The 16,811-nt window shown below is 71.0% G+C and carries 16 protein-coding genes and 1 pseudogene; 7 read left to right on the forward strand and 10 right to left on the reverse strand.

The features are described 5' to 3' along the window. Window positions 1-302: 302 nt before the first annotated feature. Window positions 303-1,979, forward strand: a complete 1,677-nt coding sequence (locus Q0A33_RS16080; RefSeq protein WP_291799236.1) for a DASS family sodium-coupled anion symporter — start codon at window positions 303-305, stop codon at window positions 1,977-1,979. A gap of 49 nt (window positions 1,980-2,028) precedes the next feature. Then, window positions 2,029-2,901, forward strand: a complete 873-nt coding sequence (locus tag Q0A33_RS16085; RefSeq protein WP_291799239.1) for a maleylpyruvate isomerase N-terminal domain-containing protein — start codon at window positions 2,029-2,031, stop codon at window positions 2,899-2,901. 239 nt (window positions 2,902-3,140) lie between these two features. Here Q0A33_RS16085 and Q0A33_RS16090 read toward each other — a convergent pair whose 3' ends face one another. The 4 genes from Q0A33_RS16090 to dnaK all read right to left on the reverse strand — a co-directional run bounded on the left by Q0A33_RS16090 (window position 3,141) and on the right by dnaK (window position 7,304). Beyond that, on the reverse strand, window positions 3,141-3,575 hold the full coding sequence (locus Q0A33_RS16090; protein ID WP_291799242.1) for a helix-turn-helix transcriptional regulator: 435 nt from the start codon (window positions 3,573-3,575) through the stop codon (window positions 3,141-3,143). A gap of 6 nt (window positions 3,576-3,581) precedes the next feature. Continuing rightward, a complete protein-coding gene (locus Q0A33_RS16095) occupies window positions 3,582-4,610 on the reverse strand; it encodes a DnaJ C-terminal domain-containing protein (RefSeq protein WP_291799245.1) in 1,029 nt (342 codons plus the stop codon). 139 nt (window positions 4,611-4,749) lie between these two features. Then, complete coding sequence (gene grpE, locus Q0A33_RS16100) at window positions 4,750-5,454, reverse strand: nucleotide exchange factor GrpE (protein WP_291799248.1); 705 nt, start codon at window positions 5,452-5,454, stop codon at window positions 4,750-4,752. Then, the gene (gene dnaK, locus Q0A33_RS16105; protein ID WP_291799251.1) at window positions 5,451-7,304 is read right to left on the reverse strand and encodes a molecular chaperone DnaK; all 1,854 of its coding nucleotides are present in this window, start codon (window positions 7,302-7,304) and stop codon (window positions 5,451-5,453) included. The genes grpE and dnaK overlap by 4 nt, the downstream gene beginning before the upstream one ends. A 372-nt stretch (window positions 7,305-7,676) precedes the next feature. Between dnaK and Q0A33_RS16110 the strand changes: the two genes are divergently transcribed. Further along, on the forward strand, window positions 7,677-8,441 hold the full coding sequence (locus Q0A33_RS16110) for a hypothetical protein (RefSeq protein ID WP_291799254.1): 765 nt from the start codon (window positions 7,677-7,679) through the stop codon (window positions 8,439-8,441). A gap of 33 nt (window positions 8,442-8,474) precedes the next feature. Here the strand turns inward: Q0A33_RS16110 and Q0A33_RS16115 are convergent, their stop codons facing one another. The 5 genes from Q0A33_RS16115 to Q0A33_RS16135 all read right to left on the reverse strand — a co-directional run bounded on the left by Q0A33_RS16115 (window position 8,475) and on the right by Q0A33_RS16135 (window position 12,339). Next, window positions 8,475-8,966, reverse strand: a complete 492-nt coding sequence (locus Q0A33_RS16115; RefSeq protein ID WP_291799257.1) for a hypothetical protein — start codon at window positions 8,964-8,966, stop codon at window positions 8,475-8,477. A gap of 155 nt (window positions 8,967-9,121) precedes the next feature. Further along, window positions 9,122-9,760, reverse strand: coding sequence for a signal peptidase I (locus Q0A33_RS16120; RefSeq protein WP_291799260.1), 639 nt, complete (start codon window positions 9,758-9,760; stop codon window positions 9,122-9,124). Next, window positions 9,757-10,533: a SipW-dependent-type signal peptide-containing protein gene (locus Q0A33_RS16125; protein ID WP_291799263.1), complete on the reverse strand. Its 777-nt coding sequence runs from the start codon at window positions 10,531-10,533 to the stop codon at window positions 9,757-9,759. The genes Q0A33_RS16120 and Q0A33_RS16125 overlap by 4 nt, the downstream gene beginning before the upstream one ends. A gap of 70 nt (window positions 10,534-10,603) precedes the next feature. Then, the gene (locus tag Q0A33_RS16130) at window positions 10,604-11,212 is read right to left on the reverse strand and encodes a SipW-dependent-type signal peptide-containing protein (protein WP_291799265.1); all 609 of its coding nucleotides are present in this window, start codon (window positions 11,210-11,212) and stop codon (window positions 10,604-10,606) included. A gap of 281 nt (window positions 11,213-11,493) precedes the next feature. Next, a complete protein-coding gene (locus Q0A33_RS16135; protein WP_291799268.1) occupies window positions 11,494-12,339 on the reverse strand; it encodes a GNAT family N-acetyltransferase in 846 nt (281 codons plus the stop codon). Between the two features lie 61 nt (window positions 12,340-12,400). Between Q0A33_RS16135 and Q0A33_RS16140 the strand changes: the two genes are divergently transcribed. Both Q0A33_RS16140 and Q0A33_RS16145 read left to right on the forward strand, forming a co-directional pair. Then, on the forward strand, window positions 12,401-13,162 hold the full coding sequence (locus Q0A33_RS16140) for a DUF3152 domain-containing protein (protein ID WP_291799271.1): 762 nt from the start codon (window positions 12,401-12,403) through the stop codon (window positions 13,160-13,162). Between the two features lie 12 nt (window positions 13,163-13,174). Further along, entirely contained in the window at window positions 13,175-14,107 is a 933-nt protein-coding gene (locus Q0A33_RS16145; RefSeq protein WP_291799274.1) for a LysR family transcriptional regulator, read from the forward strand. A gap of 227 nt (window positions 14,108-14,334) precedes the next feature. Here the strand turns inward: Q0A33_RS16145 and Q0A33_RS16150 are convergent, their stop codons facing one another. Beyond that, the gene (locus Q0A33_RS16150) at window positions 14,335-14,988 is read right to left on the reverse strand and encodes a GntR family transcriptional regulator (protein WP_291799277.1); all 654 of its coding nucleotides are present in this window, start codon (window positions 14,986-14,988) and stop codon (window positions 14,335-14,337) included. Between the two features lie 120 nt (window positions 14,989-15,108). On the opposite strand from Q0A33_RS16150, the gene Q0A33_RS16155 reads away from it, so the two are divergent. Both Q0A33_RS16155 and Q0A33_RS16160 read left to right on the forward strand, forming a co-directional pair. Then, on the forward strand, window positions 15,109-16,326 hold the full coding sequence (locus Q0A33_RS16155) for a sarcosine oxidase subunit beta family protein (RefSeq protein ID WP_291799280.1): 1,218 nt from the start codon (window positions 15,109-15,111) through the stop codon (window positions 16,324-16,326). A gap of 39 nt (window positions 16,327-16,365) precedes the next feature. Beyond that, window positions 16,366-16,638, forward strand: a pseudogene (locus Q0A33_RS16160) (sarcosine oxidase subunit delta); the annotation flags it as partial. Window positions 16,639-16,811 lie beyond the last annotated feature (173 nt).

Here is a 16,811-nt window from a genome sequence, read left to right on the forward strand (position 1 = left end):
CCCGGCGGGGATGGCGGACGCACAGCGCTGTGGAGCATACGGCCTCGCGCCTGCACTCCGCCTCCTGACACGTGGGGTGTCCTTCTCCGGAAGGGCACCCCACGGTCGTGTCTGCGCGCCGCACCGGCCCCACTCCCGGCAGCACGGGGGCACCGCGGCGTCCATGCTGAGACAGGTGGTGAGACGCCGGGTCCCGCCCGAGACCCCCGCGCTCGGCACTCATCTCACCCAGCGGTCTCAGGCCCCTCCTCCCTAGGCTCGAGGTGCATCGCGCTCACGATGCACCCGTCCGAGGAGGAAGCATGACAGTGCCGTCCGGATCATCCCCTGAGAAGGACACGCAGACCGCCCCGCAGAGGCCGAGCAGCGTCCGGACAGGCGTGTCCAGGCTCCGTGCGCGTGCGGCGAAGCGCGCACAGCTGTCCGCGGAGGCGCGCAGCGAGAGGGCGGTCGTCGAGACCGCGCAGCAGGAACAGGCCAGGCCCAGCGGCCCCCTCGGCTTCCTCGCGCATCTCAACCTCAAACCGCTCTGGTTCCTCGCGGCCTTCGCCGCGTTCGGCCTCGTGTTCCTCATCCCCGTCGATCCCGCTGCGGAGGGCGGCCTCACCGCTCCCGGCCGCACCGCTCTGGCGATCCTCGCCTTCGCCGTCGTCATGTGGATCACGGAGGCCGTGTCCTACTCCGTGAGCGCCGTGATGATCATCGGCCTCACCGCGCTGTTCCTGGGGTTCGGCCCGGGCATCGAGGATCCCACGGAGCCCATGGGCACCTCGGCGGCTCTCGGCCGGGCTCTGGGAGGGTTCTCCTCCAGCGCCGTCGCCCTCGTCGCCGCGGCCCTCGCCCTCGCGGCGGCGATGCAGGCCACCGGTCTGCACAAGCGTCTCGCGCTCCTGGTGCTGCGCTTCGCCGGGGAGAAGACGTCGAACATCGTGATCGGCGCGATCGTCATCTCGATCATCCTCGCCTTCTTCGTCCCGTCCGCCACCGCACGGGCCGGAGCCGTGGTGCCCATCCTGCTGGGCATGGTCGCCGCCTTCGGCCTGTCCGTGAACTCGCGGCTGGGCGCGCTCCTCATCATCACCGCGGCACAGGCGGTCTCCATCTGGAACGTGGGCATCAAGACGGCCGCCGCGCAGAACCTCGTCGCCGTGGGCTTCATCGAATCCGAGATGGGCATCGACATCCCCTGGGGCCAGTGGTTCCTGTGGGCCGCGCCGTGGTCCGTCGTCATGTCCGTCGCGCTCTTCTTCATCATGCGCTGGGCGATCAGGCCGGAGACGGAGCGGATCGAGGGCGGCCGTGCCGCGGTCGCCGCCCAGCTCGCGGAACTGGGGCCGGTCACCGCCAAGGAGAAGCGGCTCATCGCCGTGGCAGTCGTCCTCCTGCTGGCCTGGGCCACCGAAGGCGTCCTCCACCCCGTCGACTCCTCGACCATCACCCTCGTCGCGATCGGCTTCATGCTCCTCCCCCGCGTGGGAGTCTTCTCCTGGAAGACCGTGGAGTCCCTGGTGAACTGGGGGACGCTCATCGTCTTCGCGGCCGGCATCTCGCTGGGCTCGCTGCTGCTCAGCACCGGCGCCGCCGCGTGGCTGTCCAACCTCGTCTTCGGCTCCCTGGGGCTGAGCAGCATGCCGCTCCTGGCGACCATCGCGCTCATGTCCGTCTTCACGATCCTCATCCACCTGGGGTTCGCCTCCGCGACCGCCCTGGCCTCGGCGCTCATCCCGGTGTTCATCGCCTTCGCGGCGACGCTGCCCGGCGCCGCCGACGGCGGGTTCGGATTCGTCGTCATCCAGCAGTTCGTCATCAGCTTCGGCTTCCTGCTGCCCATCTCCGCCCCGCAGAACATGCTCGCCTACGGGACCGGGGCCTTCACCGCCAAGCAGTTCCTCAAGACCGGCATCCCGCTCACGGTGCTCGGCTACCTGCTGGTGCTGCTGTTCTCCGCCACGTACTGGAAGTGGGTGGGGCTGGTCTGACCGTCCGCAGGCGGTGCCCTCCCGCTTCCCGAATGCATAGAGTGGGACCATGACACTCGACGCCCCGCCGCCGTTCGACGCGGAGAAGCTCCGCGCAGACCTCGACCTCTGCACCCTGGGAGAGCGCTTCTACCTCAAGACGCTCGACCAGATCTCCCCCGCGGGCATGGCCCAGCCCTCGATCCTGCCCGGCTGGTCGCGGGTCCACGTGGCGATGCACATCGTCCACAACGCGGAGGGCTTCATGCGCCTGCTCGAGTGGGCGCGGACCGGGACGGAGAACCCCATGTACCCGTCCCGGGCGGAGCGGGACGCGCAGATCGAGGAGTCCGCGGCGCACACGAGCGGCGAGGCCGCCATCGCCATCGCGCACGAGGTAGTGGCCGAGCTCGAGGGGGACTTCGCGCGCATGGACGACGCGGCCTGGTCCGCGACCGTCGTCTCCGGGCGCGGGGACGACATCCGCGCCGCCGAGATCCCCTGGCTGCGGGCGCGTGAGGTGTTCGTCCATGCGCTCGACCTGGGGATCGGTGCGACGACGCTGGACTTCCCTGCCGCAGTCGTGGACCGCCTGCTGGGCGACATCGCACCCATCTGGGAGAAGAAGGGCCTGCGCACGCACTACGTCCTCACGCTCACGGACCGGGACGGCGACCTCGTGATCCGCACCGGCGAGGAGAACCCGGCCGGGGCCTCGGGCGCGGGCTCCCCTGCTGCCAGCTCCTCAGACGGGGGCTCCCCGGCAGACGCCGCCTCCCCGGAGGCATCCGAGGCACCGGTGGAGGTGAGCGGTGAGGCCGCCGAGGTGCTCTCCTACCTCATGGGCCGCGGCTGGCCCCGCTCCACCGCCGAACGCACGGACAAGGGCGTGGACGGAGCCGGCACTCCCCGCGACCTCCCTACCCCGCCCGCCTGGTTGTGAGACACCGGACCGTGAAGCACCCAGCTCTGAGACACCCGACTCTGCAGCGCCTGCAGGTGAGCCGAGGGGACTGACGCTTCGAGACTGGGCCGCCCGTGCCGAGCCTCGGGCACGTGCTCACCCCTGCACGCACAGGTGGCGCGCACGCATGCGAAAGCGGCGGCGTACGGAATGCCATATGCATTCCGTACGCCGCCGCTTCTGCGTGAGGCTGCTGCGCCGGCCCACCGGCGGACTCGTCAGCGGCGCGGGCCCCGGTAGATGACGAGGTCCGAACCCGTCCGGCGCCGGCGCGGCCGCTCGCCGCGGAGGATCGAGAACACGTCTCCTCCCCGCCCGGCGGCGAACACCCGGCCGCTCGCAGCGCCCGCCTCCGCAGAGGAGTCCGCCCGCTCCCGCAGCCGCCGGACCTCCGCCCGGGTCTCCTCGAGCTCGTCCTGCAGCTCGAGGATGCGCCGGATGCCCGCGAGGTTGATCCCCTCGTCCTGGCTCAGCCGCTGCACCTGCTGGAGCTTGGCGATGTCCTCAGCGGAGTACCGCCTGCCGCGGCCGGCCGTGCGCTCCGGCGTGACCAGTCCCAGCCGGTCGTACTGCCGCAGGGTCTGCGGATGCATCCCCGCCAGCTCCGCTGCCACGGAGATGACGTACACGGCTGCGTTCGAAGAGATGCGCATGACCGATCACGCCCTTCTCGCTCGCTCCGTCAGTCCGGCCCGCGGATCGAACTCCGCGGTGGCCTCACGGTAGGCCCTCACGGCGGACAGGGCGTCCTCGGAGAGGTCCTTGGGCACGGAGATCTCCACCGTGACCAGCAGGTCACCGCGGGTCTTCTTCCCCTCGATGCCCTTGCCCCGCACGCGCAGCACACGGCCGGACGGCGTGCCCGCGGGGATCTTCACCCGCACCGGCGCCCCGCCCAGGGTGGGAACGTCCACCTCCGCGCCCAGCACGGCTTCGTCGAAGCTCACCGGGAGCTCGATGCGCAGGTTGTCCCCGTCCCGGGTGAAGACCGGGTGCGGCTCGACCTTGACGGTGAGGATGAGGTCGCCCGGCTCGCCGCCGCCGGGCCCGGGCTTGCCCTTCCCCTTGATGCGGACCTTCTGCTCGTCCTTCACGCCCACCGGGGTGCGCACCGTGAGCGGCTTGCCGCCCGGCATGTTCAGCTTCACGGACGCGCCCTGCGCGGCCTCGGTGAAGCTCAGTGTGGTCGACGCCCTGTAGTCGCCGCCCTTCATCGGCGCCTGCGTGTGCCCGCCGTAGGGCGAACCCCCGAATCCGCCTCCGAACCCGCCGCCGGAGCCGAATCCGCCCAGCAGGTCCGCCAGGTCCGGCGGGACGTCGCCGCCCGCACCGGTGGTGCGGTAGCGCGTGCCCCGCGCACCGCCCTGGTTGAAGAGGCCGGAGAAGATGTCCTCGAATCCTCCGCCGCCCTGGCCCCCGCTGCCTGCGGTGAACCGGGCGCCGCGGCCCATCTGACGCACCTGGTCGTACTGCTCGCGGGATTCCGGGTCCGCGAGCACCTGGTGGGCCTGGCCCACCTCCTTGAACTTCGCCTCGGCCTTCTCGTCGCCGGGGTTCTGGTCAGGGTGGTACTTGCGGGCGAGCTTCCGGTACGCCTTCTTGATGTCCGCGTCCGACGCATCCGAGGAGACGCCGAGAACCTTGTAGAAGTCCTTCTCGAACCAGTCGTTCTGAGGTCCCTGATTCATCTGGCACCTCCTTTCGTCAATGCTTGTCACCGTGGGGCGGCGGGTGTGCCGTCCCGCAGCGGCCGAGCTTCCGCTCACCCGCCTCCGGTATGGACGACCCGGGCCGGTGTGCACCGGCCCGGGTCAGTGGCCGAATCCTTCAGTCAGCCGGCTGCTGGACGCCCACGCGGGCGGCCCGGATCACTCGCTCACCCAGCCGGTAGCCGGGCTGCATCACCATGAATACGGTGGGTCCGTCCACCTCCTCGCTGGGCTGCTGCATGAGCGCCTCGTGGTGGGCAGGATCGAACTCCTCCCCCACCTCACCGAACTGTTCGACGCCCAGCTTCTCCAGCGCCTCGAAGAGCTTGGTCACGTGGACCTCGAAGGGTCCGGTGACGTCGCCGTTCTCCCGCGCCAGCCGCACCTCGTCGAGGACCGGGATGAGCGCTTCCGCGACGGAGACGACTCCCGCCTCCCGGGCGCGCTCCTGGTCGCGGCCCGCACGCATGCGGTACGCGGCGTACTCCGCGTTGAGGCGCTGCAGATCCTCGAGCGCCTCCGCGGCGCGCTTGGCGTCGCCGGTCAGCTCCTCGCCGGTGCCGGCAGCGGGCTCACCATCCAGCTCCGAGGCGTCGTCCGGGATCTCGACGCCCAGGTCGGAGGCGTCGGCACCGGCCGGGCTCTGCTCGGGCTGAGCGCCCTCCGCGCCGGAGGCGGCTGCCTCCGATGCGGCGGGTGCCTCGTCCGCGTCCTGCGCTGCGCCCTCCTGCGGCCGGACCTCGCCCGTCTCCGGGTCGATCCGACGCTTGTCGCTGAACGAGAAGCCCGGGCCGCCGTCCTGGGTTCCCTCGTTCTCGCTCACTTCTTCTCCTCGTCCTCGTCCACGACCTCGGCGTCGATGACCTCGTCCTCGGCGGACGCGGAATCGTCAGCCGGGGCACCCTCGGCACCGGCGTCGCCGCCCTGTGCGTAGATGGCCTCGCCGATCTTCTGCTGGTTGGCGACCAGCGCATCGTAGGCGGACTTCACGGCGTCGTCGTCCTCGCCCTTCAGCGCCTCCTTGACCTTCTCGACGTCAGCCGTGATCTCCGACTTCACGTCCTCCGGGAGCTTGTCCTCGTTCTCGTTGAGGAGCTTCTCCGTGGAGTAGGCCAGGGTCTCCGCGTTGTTGCGGACGTCCTGCGCCTCGCGCCGCTTCTTGTCCTCCTCGGCGTGCTCCTCGGCCTCGCGGACCATGCGCTCGATGTCCTCCTTGGGCAGTGCGGAACCGCCCGTGATGGTCATCGACTGCTCCTTGCCGGTGCCCTTGTCCGTGGCGGACACGTGCACGATGCCGTTCGCGTCGATGTCGAAGGAGACCTCGATCTGCGGGACGCCGCGGGGAGCCGGGGCGATGCCCGTGAGCTCGAAGGTGCCCAGCGCCTTGTTGTCGCGGGTGAACTCGCGCTCGCCCTGGAAGACCTGGATGGACACGGAGGGCTGGTTGTCCTCCGCCGTCGTGAAGGTCTCGCTGCGCTTGGTGGGGATCGGGGTGTTGCGCTCGATGAGCTTGGTCATCACGCCGCACTTGGTCTCCAGACCCAGCGACAGCGGGGTCACGTCGATGAGGAGGACGTCCTTGCGCTCGCCCTTCAGCACGCCGGCCTGGACGGCGGCACCGATCGCCACGACCTCATCCGGGTTGACGCCCTTGTTGGGCTCCTTGCCGCCGGTGAGCTTGGTGACGATCTCCGAAACGGCCGGCATACGGGTGGAACCGCCCACCAGCACGACGTGGTCGATGTCCGAGAGCTTCACGCCGGCGTCGCGGATGACGGCCTCGAAGGGCTTCTTGGTCCGCTCGAGGAGGTCCTTGGTGAGATCCTCGAACTTGGCGCGGGTGAGCGACTCGTCCAGGTGGATGGGCCCGTCCTGGCTCATGGAGAGGTACTGCAGCGAGATGTTGGTGCTGGAGGCGGAGGAGAGCTCCTTCTTCGCCTGCTCGGCCGCGTCCTTGAGACGCTGCAGCGCCGTGGCGTCCTTGGAGAGGTCCACGCCGTCCTTGTCCTTCACCTGCTTGATGAGGTAGTCGACGATGCGCTGATCCCAGTCGTCGCCACCCAGCTTGTTGTCGCCGCTGGTGGCGCGGACCTGGATGGTGGAGAAGTCGTCCTCGTCCTTGCCGACCTCCAGCAGGGACACGTCGAACGTGCCACCGCCGAGGTCGAAGACCAGGATGAGCTCATCCTCCTTGCCGCGCTCCAGGCCGTAGGCCAGCGCCGCGGCCGTGGGCTCGTTGATGATGCGCAGGACGTTGAGGCCCGCGATCTCACCGGCGTCCTTGGTGGCCTGGCGCTCCGCGTCGTTGAAGTAGGCCGGGACGGTGATGACGGCGTCCGTGACCTCCTCGTTCAGGTACTCCTCCGCGTCGTGCTTGAGCTTCTGCAGGATGCGGGCGGAGATCTCCGGAGCGGAGAGGGTCTTGCCGCCCAGCTCCGTCTTCCAGTCCGTGCCCATGTGGCGCTTGACCGAGGCGACCGTGTTCTTCACGTTCGTGACGGCCTGACGCTTGGCGATGTCACCCACGAGGGAGTCGCCGTTCTTGTTCACCGCGACCACGGACGGGGTGGTGCGAGCACCCTCCGCGTTCGCGATGACCTTGGGGTCGCCGCCCTCCAGGACTGCCACGACCGAGTTGGTGGTGCCGAGGTCGATGCCGACTGCACGAGCCATGCTTGTCACTCTCCTGTTCGTCTCTGCCTGAGCCTCGTCGGCTCAATGTCCGGTGCAAGTCTTGTGCGGGGCTTCCGGTGTGTCAACCGGAGCCTCACCAATCTTGCGTACACCTGACTCAACTCTCAGGGTGCGAGGGTTATTCCACAGCGGAGGCGCACTTCTTCCGTGAGGTGAGTCACCGATTGCGGGGAGGGTGGCAGACGGGCGACGGCGCCGGAGGGAGCGGGGCCGGGCGGTGTGGCAGGCCGTGCGGCGGACGGTGACGCGGGCAGGGCGGCGGGCAGGCTCGGGCGGACGCCCCGGCGTCTCCCAGGCCGGGAACCCTAGGATGGGGAGGGCATCAGCCGGACCACCGAGGAAGACATGCCAATGGCGGAGACCACCTGGACACTGACGGAAGCCGCGCGGAGATGCGAGACGCCCCGTCCCGCGATCAGGCGCAGCCTGGACCGCGGAGACTTCCCGCACGCCGCCAAGGGCCCGGGCGGCGCGTGGCAGATACCGGTGGGCGATCTGGTCGCCGCCGGTTTCCTCACGGCGGAGGCCGCGCGCGAGGCCGGAGTGCCGGTGGAAGAGCCGGTCGGGCCCTCCATCGCGGAGGCCGTCGCGGAAGCGGAGGCCGCCGCCGAGGCCGAGACCGCGGAGGAGGCCCCCGGCGCTCCCGCTCACCCGGAGGAGGCGAACGCACCGCGGACCGAGGCACCGGCTGCCGACGGCCTCGACGCCCCGGTCGCCGGTGACACGCGGGGGCTGGACGACCGGGTGGTTGAGCTGAAGACGAAGGTCATGGAGCTCAACGCCATGCTCACCGAGCTCTCCGTCTCGAACGAAGCCCTTCGCACGGAGAACGCCGCGGCCGCTGGCGTGGCGGAGGAGCTGCGCGCCGAGGCCGCGGAGCTCCGCGCGCGGAACGACGAGCTGCAGGAGCGCCTCTCGCAGGCGGAGGCGCGGGTCTCCGCAGAGCAGGACGCTGGCCGGCAGGCGCAGGACCGGCAGGAGTCGCATCAGCAGGAGCAGACCGACAGGATCTCCGAGCTCACGGCGGAGAACGCCGCGCTCTCCGAGGAGAACACCCAGCTCGCAGCCCGCCTGCGGCAGCTGACCTCCGAGGCGTCCTACCGCCTGCGCCGCTAGTTCGGATCCGGAGGGCTTCCGGGAAGAGGCCGCTCAGGAGAGATTGCGGCAGCTGCCGCCGATCCCTGCGAGCAGGCCCGCATTCGTCGCCACCGACGCACGCTGCGAGGTCCAGCCTCCCGGCCCCTTCACCCTGACCGCGATCTCGAGCTCGCTGCCCAGTCCGAGCAGTCCGCCCAGCAGATTCGTGGGAACCGTGGTCGTCAGGGTGCCGTCGGAGTTCTGGGCGGTGCTCCCGGAGAGGCTGAACCCGGTGAGGGGCGCGAGCACGGACCCCAGCCCGCTCGTCGAGGCCACCACCTCCGCATCGGAGAGCGCGTACCCGGCGGGCAGTCGCCAGTGGATCAGCACCCTCGCACCGAGGCCCAGGAGTCCGGGCCGGAACTCGCACGCGCGGGTGAGCGCCGGAGCGGGCACCGTCAGCGCACTCGCCTCCGCCTGGACCGCGGCAGTCCTCGTCCAGCCGGCCTCGGTCGCCTCCGCCAGACGCGGCAGCGCGAGACCGGCGCACAGCAGTACGGGCACCAGGAGGCCCGCCAGCAGTGCGCGCAGGCGCGCTCCCCGCCTCGGGTCCGGACCCGGTCTCGTCGCCGAGCCCCGGCTCCACCCTCCACCCCGAGGCTCCATCCGGTTCCGGGACCGGCGTCGAATCCCGCTCCGACCCCGGATCAGCCTCCGGCTCACGTTGCCTCCGAGCGTGGAGCAGGCACCTCGGCCTCTCGCGCGTCTGGCTTGGTCCCTGTCCCCGTCCCGGCCTCAACACCAGCACCAGCGCCCCCGTCGTCGCGCCGGCGGGGCCACAGCGCCCAGACCACCAGGGCGCTCACCGCCAGGGTGACGGAGCCCAGTACGTACGGGGAGCCGAGTGCCGCCACCGGCGCGGCGAGCCCCGGCACTGCGAAGAGCACGGTGCGCACGGTGGTGACGTCGTAGGGGGCCGGATCCGGGACCGGGTTCGCATCGCCCTGCAGGGTGAGGCGCGTGGCACCGCCGTCCGTGTCCTCGAGGCCGATGACGCGGTGGGTGACCGGCAGTCGGCCCTCCCGGTCCACGGTCACGATGTCACCCACGGAGACCTCGGAGGCGGGGATCTCCTTCACCACGGCGAGCGATCCCTGGGGGATCGTGGGATCCATCGAACCCGTACGGAACAGGATGAGGCTGATATGCATCGCCACGGCCAGGATCACCAGCAGGATGCAGATCGCCCCGCCCACCGCCGCCGCGTTGAGCACGCCTCCCAGCAGCAGGGAGAGCGCCCGCCGCCGGGGCGCGCGGCGGGGACGGGTGGCAGGTGCCGAATGCACTGCGCGATTCATGGCGTCTCCGAGATCGCGGTGATCCGCCAGTTCGCGGTGGCGGTCCCGCCCTGCAGCGCATTCGGCGCACCGGCGGGCAGGGTCAGCTCGAAGCACATCCGGACGGGAGTGCCCGGTGCGCTCGCCGCCGCGGCGGGGAGGGCCAAGGGTGTCGCCTCGTCCTGGCCCGTGGTCAGCCGCACGGCCCCGGAGGCTCCAGCAGCCCCCACGAGGTAGCGGGCGCCGGAGGAGAAGGCTGTCTCCGCACAGGTGTCCGCGACGACGACCCGATACCGCAGTGCGGCGCCGAGGTCCGCCTCTCCGGTCCCCGAGGAGGTGACCTGCGCCGGCCCGAGGACGGCGCTCCCTCCCAGCGACCCAGCGCCGGTGCGCAGAGCCAGCGGCGCATACCGCACGGAGCCGGGGGCGAGGCCGCTCGCGTCGAAACGGAGCACCGCGACGTCGGAATCCGCGGAGGTCCACGGGCCGGAGACGGAGTACGGCTTCGAGGCGTTGGCCTGCACGGAGAAGGTCGAGGCCGCGAACTCACCCTTCACCACCGCCTCGTCCGTCCAGGCGGCCAGCGTGCTCGTCGCGCCGGCGCCCAGCACGAGGCCGCCGGCGAGGAGCGCGCGGACGCGCAGGAACAGACGCCGCCGGGCGGCTGCCGAGCCGCGCACAGGGCCCGAGCCCGCACGTCCGGAAGCGGTGCGTCCGGGCTCCGTGCGGCCGGAGGCCGTACCGCTGGAGGACGTGCCGCCGGACGGCCTGCGCCCGGAAGCGGCCGCACGCATCAGGTCGAGTGCGGACCCGACGACGCCGCCCGTGCGGCGCGCCGCATGCCTGCCGGTGCCCACAGCCGTGTCAGCTGTCCGATTCGGCCGCGAACTCCCAGGTCGCGGTCCCCGACTGGCCCTGCTCCAGCGAGGAGCCGGCCGTCACGGTGAAGCACACGTTCACGGGAGCGCCGGCGGCACCACCGCTCCCCGCCGCGAGGGTGAGCGGCGCATCGCTGGCTCCCGAACCCAGGGCGGTTCCGGGGGCCACCAGCACCGTGCCCGCCTGGGCCGCGTCGCACCCGAAGGCGCTCTGGACGGTCAGCCGATAGGTGAGACCGGAGACAGAGCCCTGGGTCCCGGCCGCCCGCACCCGCAGAGCGGCGTCGTAGGTGGTGTCCGCATCGAGACGGACGGCGAACGGCGCGGAGACCACATCACCGGGAGAGAGGTTCGCCGCGTCCACGCTGAAGCTCAGCGGCGCGGCGGCGGTGGAGGGGTGCTCTCCGTAGGCGCTGCCGTCGGTGCTCCCCTCCAGGTTGAAGGAGCCCGAGTCGAACTCGCCGAGGGCGAACTCGGAATCGTTCCAGTTGGCCAGGGTGATGGCGGCTCCCACGCCGAGCACGAGACCGCCGGCGAGCAGCGCGCGGATCTTCTTGGAACGGGCAGGACGGGCTGAGGTGGTGTTCTGGGACATGGATTCCCCTCATTGGGAAAGGCACACGGGATGCGGTGGATGAGACGAGTGGACATGCCCTGCGGAAGAGGGCCGGAAATGCACACTCGCGAGGATCGTACAGCAGCCTCGGGCGCGCGGACCCCGCTTTCGGCGCTCCGTTCCCAAACCGATATGAACCTTGTCGTCAGCGGGCCACGCGGCGCGGGAACACGACCGCCGTGAGCCAGACGGCCGCGACCCCGGAGGAGAGATGGGGCAGGCAGAGGAGGACACCGCAGACCCGCCTGGCGGGCGCAACCTCAGGCCGAGTGGAACGCGCGGCTGGACGCGCCTTCGCGGAAGCCCAGGGCCGTGTACATGGCCCGCGCCGCGGCCTGCTCCTCGCTCACCGTCAGCCGCATACGGTCCCCGCCCAGCAGGCCCACCATGCCTGCGAGCAGCGAAGCGCCCACGCCCTGCCTGCGCGCCTCCGGATCCACGGCGAGGAAATCGATGTAGAGCGCATCGCCTTCGGACTGCGCAGCGATGTAGCCGGCCGCACGTCCGTCCATCTGCGCGACCAGCACCGCGTACGGCTGACCGGGATCCAGCAGCTGCCGGGCGGTGGCGTAGGCGTGGGGGAACTCCGCCTCATGGAGCCTGGCGATGTGCGGTTCGTCCTCGTCGTGCGGCAGCCGCAGCACCAGGGAGGGATCCTGCGCAGGAGCCTCCACCGGGCCGGCGAGCACGTACTCGAAGTGGGCGGGCCCCGCCTTCCAGCCGGCCGCCTCCGCCAGGCGCGCGATCCGCTGATTCCGTGTGGAGGCGTACATCTCATGCGCCGTGACCGGGGACTGCGCGATCACCGAGCCCAGCAGGGCATGCGCCTCCTCACAGGTGACCTCGTCGCTCAGCCAGGGCCCGTGGACCCACGAGCGGCCCACCTCCTCATCCCATTCGATGACGGCCGCACCCGTGATCTCCCCCTGCGCGCCCGTCGTCACCCGCAGCGTCTGCGCCCACGGCTGGTCGAGATCGAGGAGATCGGCCTCGACGCTGGCGGCGTCCGTTCCCAGATATGCGCAGGCTGTGGCCGGGTGACGCTGCTGCTCCGCGATGAACTGCAGCGCACCTGTGCGATCAGCCGTGTGATGCGGTTGGCCCATGCTTCGATACTAGCCCTGATGTGACGCAGCACACCACAGGCGCATCTGCGATCCTTGCCCCATGCCCCACGCACACCCCTTCGCCCTCACCAGCGCCGTCGCCGCGGCACTGGTGGTGACGGGCTGTGCTCCGGCGGGTGCGCGGCCACCGGAGGAGGACTCCGGGACCGTCTCGCCGCTGGCCGCGGAGGAGGTGGGAGGCCTCCGCGAGGACTCCGCCGAGGCGGCCCCTGCAGGGGAGGATTTCGCCGCGCCCTCACTCGCCGCCCCCTCGCCCCTGCCCACGGATGTGCCCGCGGCGGGCAGCGGAACCTGGACCTTCGCCGATCCCGCACGCGACTCCGGCCCCACCGGCGAGGGACGACGCTTCGCCGTGGCCGTCCGCGTGGAGGACGGCCTGCCCGTCCCACTGGAGGAGACCGCGGACTTCATCATGGCGACGCTGCGGGACGAGCGGGGCTGGCAGGACCGTGACGGCGTGTCGTTCGCCCTGGTGGGCGCGGCCTCGGGCGCGGATGCGATCATCTCCGTAGCGAGCCCGGACACCACCGACCGCCTCTGCAGCCCCCTGAGCACGCACGGCGAGCTCTCCTGCCGCAGCGGCGACGACGTGGTGCTCAACGCACGTCGCTGGCTGTCCGCCACGGCGGAGTTCGACTCGCTGACCGTCTACAGGCAGTACCTTGTCAATCACGAGGTGGGCCACGCACTGGGTCACGGGCACGAGAGCTGCCCGGGACCCGGCGAGCCCGCACCCCTCATGCAGCAGCAGACCAAGGGTCTGCACGGCTGCACGCCCAACCCCTGGCCCTCTGCGGACTGAGAGGCATCAATCATGCTGGACCACCGTCTCGTCGTTCTGCGCACGTTCGCCGTGTGCGGCACCGTCACCGCCGCTGCCGCCGCGCTGGGCTACTCGCCCTCCGCGGTGTCCGCACAGCTGCGGGAGTACCAGCGTGCGCTGGGCGTGAAGCTCGTCGTCAAGGATGGACGCGGACTGCGGCTCACCGCGGCCGGCGCCGCCCTCGTGGAGCGGGCGGACGACCTCATCGCCCTCTGGGAGGAGGTCCACGGCCAGGTCCGCGCGGCCGACCGCGAGGTCGCGCCCGCGCTCATCCGGCTCGGCGGCTTCTCCACGGCCACGGCCTCGCTCCTCTCCCCCGTCGCCGCCCGCCTGCGCCGCGACCACCCGTCCCTCGACGTGCACATCATCGAGGCCGACCCGGAGCGGTGCGTGGACCTGCTCATCGCGGAGCGCCTCGACCTCGCCGTGATCGTGAGCATGCAGGCCCGGCCCGAGGCCACGGACAGCATGATCGAGCAGGTCCCCCTGCTGGACGACCCCCTCGACGTGCTCGTGCCCGCGGCCCACCCGCTCGCGGAGAGGAGCGCGGTGAGCCTGGAGGAGCTCGCCGGGGAGCCGTGGATCACCGACCGTCCGGGCACGCCCTACCGCGCGCTCTTCGTCACGGCCTTCACCTCGGTCGGAGCCACGCCCAAGGTGGTGCACCAGGTCTCGGACTGGGGCTCGCAGGAATCGCTGGTGAGCAACGGACTGGGCGTGGCCTTCATCCCCCGGCTCATGCGGCTGGGCAGCGACTCCGGCGCGGTCCGGATACCGCTGAAGGGGGACACGGCACCCACCCGCCGGATCCTCGCGGTGCTGCGCCGCGGCTCGCGCTCCCACCAGATCTTCGCGGAGGCGCTCGACGCGCTGGGTGCCGCAGCTCGGGAGATCCAGTCCCTCACCGCCCCGCAGGGCGGCTGAGGCACGGCACACGCACGCCGCCGCTGCGCGAGGCACCACAGGTCCGCAACCCGGGCCCGACGTCACGCAACCCGGGCGCAAGGCCCCTCCTCCGTAGGTTACGTCTGCGTAGCGGCCGTGTAGGGCGGCCGCTACGCAGACGTAACTTGCCGGATTGGGGTGCGGGGTGCCGGGTTGGAGTGCGGGGTGCAGAGCTGCGGGCTCACGGAGTCACGCACCCCGCGGGCTCAGAGAACGGCGCGGACCTCGGCGTCGAAGTGGCGCACGTGCTCACGGGCGAGGCGCTCGGCCTCCCCCTCGTCCCCGTCGAGGATCGCCTGCATGAGCGGGAGGTGCTCCTCGATGTGGTCGCGCATGACGGGGAGGCGTTCCATCATGAGGCACCAGAGGCGGGTGATGAGTCCGTCGAGCCGCACGAGGATCTCCTCGAGGTGCGGGCTGCCCGCCGCAGAGGTGATCTGCCGGTGGATGCGGGCATCGAGCTCCATGAGCGCACGGCGGCTCTCCTGACCGCTCAGCGACCGCACCTCCGCGACCGACTCCGCCAGTGCCTCCGCGGCCGCACCTCCGCCGCTCGCGGCCGCGGAACGAGCCGCCAGCGGGAACAGCGCCTCGCGGATATCGGTGATCTCCGCGAGGTCCGTGAGGTCCACGCTGGCCGCGAAGGTGCCGCGCCGGGGGTAGGAGACCACCAGATGATCCGCCTCGAGGCGCTTGAGCGCCTCACGCAGCGGGGTCCGGCCCACACCCACCTCGTCCGTGAGCGCCGCCTCGGAGATGGGCTCGCCGGGAGCGATGTCCAGCATGATGAGCCGGTCGCGGATGATCCTGTACGCACGGTCCGCCAGGGACTCCGCCTCACTCGCATCCAGCCGGCTCACATCTGCTCCGCTCTCTTGCGTCATCTCTCTTGCATCGTCGGATCCGACGGATCTACTATAGATGCACTTCTGATATATCAGTTGCCTTCCACCGTCCGACCAGCGCGAAGGAGCGCATCCGTGGCCGATCTCCTGCCCGAACACCCGGCGTTCCTGTGGCGGAACCCCGACCCCAGGCCCAGCTACGACGTCGTCATCGTGGGCGGTGGAGGGCACGGCCTCGCCACCGCCTACTACCTCGCCAAGGAGCACGGCATCACCAATGTCGCGATCCTCGAGCGCGGCTGGCTGGCCGGCGGCAACATGGCCCGCAACACCACGATCATCCGCTCGAACTACCTGTGGGACGAGTCGGCGGGGATGTACGAGAAGTCGCTCAGGCTGTGGGAGGGGCTGCCGGAGGAGCTCGAGTACGACTTCCTCTTCTCCCAGCGGGGCGTGCTGAACGTGGCGCACACGCTGCAGGACGTCCGCGAGTCCCGCCGCCGGGTGAACGCGAACGTCCTCAACGGCGTGGACGCGGAGTACCTCGACCCTCAGCAGGTGAAGGAGGTGTGCCCCATCATCAACATCTCCGACGACATCCGCTACCCGGTCATGGGCGCCACCTACCAGCCGCGGGCCGGGATCGCCAAGCACGACCACGTGGCCTGGGCCTTCGCCCGCAAGTGCGACGAGATGGGTGTGGACATCATCCAGAACTGCGAGGTCACCGGCTTCGTCAAGGACGGCAACCGCGTGGTGGGCGTGGAGACCAGCCGCGGCCGCATCAGCGCCGGCAAGGTGGGCCTCGCCGCGGCCGGCCACTCCTCCGTGCTCGCAGAGCTGGCCGGCTTCAGGCTGCCCATCCAGTCGCACCCGCTGCAGGCGCTCGTCTCCGAGCTGTTCGAGCCGGTCCACCCCACCGTCGTCATGTCCAACCACGTGCACGTCTACGTTTCCCAGGCGCACAAGGGCGAACTCGTCATGGGCGCCGGCGTGGACTCCTACAACGGATACGGCCAGCGCGGCGGCTTCCACGTCATCGAGGAGCAGATGGCCGCGGCCGTGGAGCTGTTCCCCATCTTCTCCCGGGCCCACCTCCTGCGCACCTGGGGAGGCATCGTCGACACGACCTTCGACGCCTCGCCCATCGTCTCCCCCACTCCCATCGACGAGCTCTACGTCAACTGCGGCTGGGGCACGGGCGGCTTCAAGGGCACACCGGGGGCGGGCTTCACCTTCGCCCACACCATCGCCACCGGCTCCCCGCATCCGCTCAACGCGCCCTTCGTCCTCGACCGGTTCGAGACGGGACACCTCATCGACGAGCACGGCGCCGCAGCCGTCGCCCACTGACGCGCCCGGCAGCACGCAGATCCCAGAAAGGCACAGATCATGCTTCTCATCGACTGCCCCCACTGCGGGCCGCGCGACGAGGTCGAGTTCCACTACGGCGGGCAGGCGCACGTGGCCTACCCCGAGGACCCCGCCGCGCTCAGCGACCGCGAATGGGCGGAGTACCTCTTCTACCGCGAGAACCCCAAGGGCCTGTACGCGGAGCGCTGGCAGCACTCCGTGGGCTGCCGCAAGTGGTTCAACGCCGTCCGCGACACCGCCACCTACGAGTTCCTCGCGGTCTATCGCATGGGCGAGCCCTCACCGGATCTCGCCTCCCTCGCCGCGGCGCGTGCCTCCGAGGCCGGGACCGCGCCCGAGGCGCCGGCAGGCTCCTCCGGCGCACCCGCCTCGGCGGACGCCCCCTCCAGCCCCACCCCTCAGCCCGCCGCACACCGCGGGAGTGGCCGCGCAGGACCCGCACACGACTGGGAGCGGAGAGCGCG

It is taken from the genome of Brevibacterium sp., from assembly GCF_022712115.1.
GTDB lineage: Bacteria > Actinomycetota > Actinomycetes > Actinomycetales > Brevibacteriaceae > Brevibacterium > Brevibacterium salitolerans.

Excerpts from the sequence above, each read along its gene's own strand:
- Q0A33_RS16125 (WP_291799263.1), bottom strand. The coding sequence starts at position 10,533 with ATGCGTGCGGCCGCTTCCGGGCGCAGGCCGTCCGGCGGCACGTCCTCC.
- Q0A33_RS16145 (WP_291799274.1), top strand. The coding sequence starts at position 13,175 with ATGCTGGACCACCGTCTCGTCGTTCTGCGCACGTTCGCCGTGTGCGGC.
- Q0A33_RS16135 (WP_291799268.1), bottom strand. The coding sequence starts at position 12,339 with ATGGGCCAACCGCATCACACGGCTGATCGCACAGGTGCGCTGCAGTTC.
- Q0A33_RS16085 (WP_291799239.1), top strand. The coding sequence starts at position 2,029 with ATGACACTCGACGCCCCGCCGCCGTTCGACGCGGAGAAGCTCCGCGCA.
- Q0A33_RS16080 (WP_291799236.1), top strand. The coding sequence starts at position 303 with ATGACAGTGCCGTCCGGATCATCCCCTGAGAAGGACACGCAGACCGCC.
- Q0A33_RS16110 (WP_291799254.1), top strand. The coding sequence starts at position 7,677 with ATGGCGGAGACCACCTGGACACTGACGGAAGCCGCGCGGAGATGCGAG.
- Q0A33_RS16140 (WP_291799271.1), top strand. The coding sequence starts at position 12,401 with ATGCCCCACGCACACCCCTTCGCCCTCACCAGCGCCGTCGCCGCGGCA.
- Q0A33_RS16120 (WP_291799260.1), bottom strand. The coding sequence starts at position 9,760 with ATGAATCGCGCAGTGCATTCGGCACCTGCCACCCGTCCCCGCCGCGCG.
- Q0A33_RS16095 (WP_291799245.1), bottom strand. The coding sequence starts at position 4,610 with ATGAATCAGGGACCTCAGAACGACTGGTTCGAGAAGGACTTCTACAAG.
- Q0A33_RS16130 (WP_291799265.1), bottom strand. The coding sequence starts at position 11,212 with ATGTCCCAGAACACCACCTCAGCCCGTCCTGCCCGTTCCAAGAAGATC.
- dnaK (WP_291799251.1), bottom strand. The coding sequence starts at position 7,304 with ATGGCTCGTGCAGTCGGCATCGACCTCGGCACCACCAACTCGGTCGTG.
- Q0A33_RS16090 (WP_291799242.1), bottom strand. The coding sequence starts at position 3,575 with ATGCGCATCTCTTCGAACGCAGCCGTGTACGTCATCTCCGTGGCAGCG.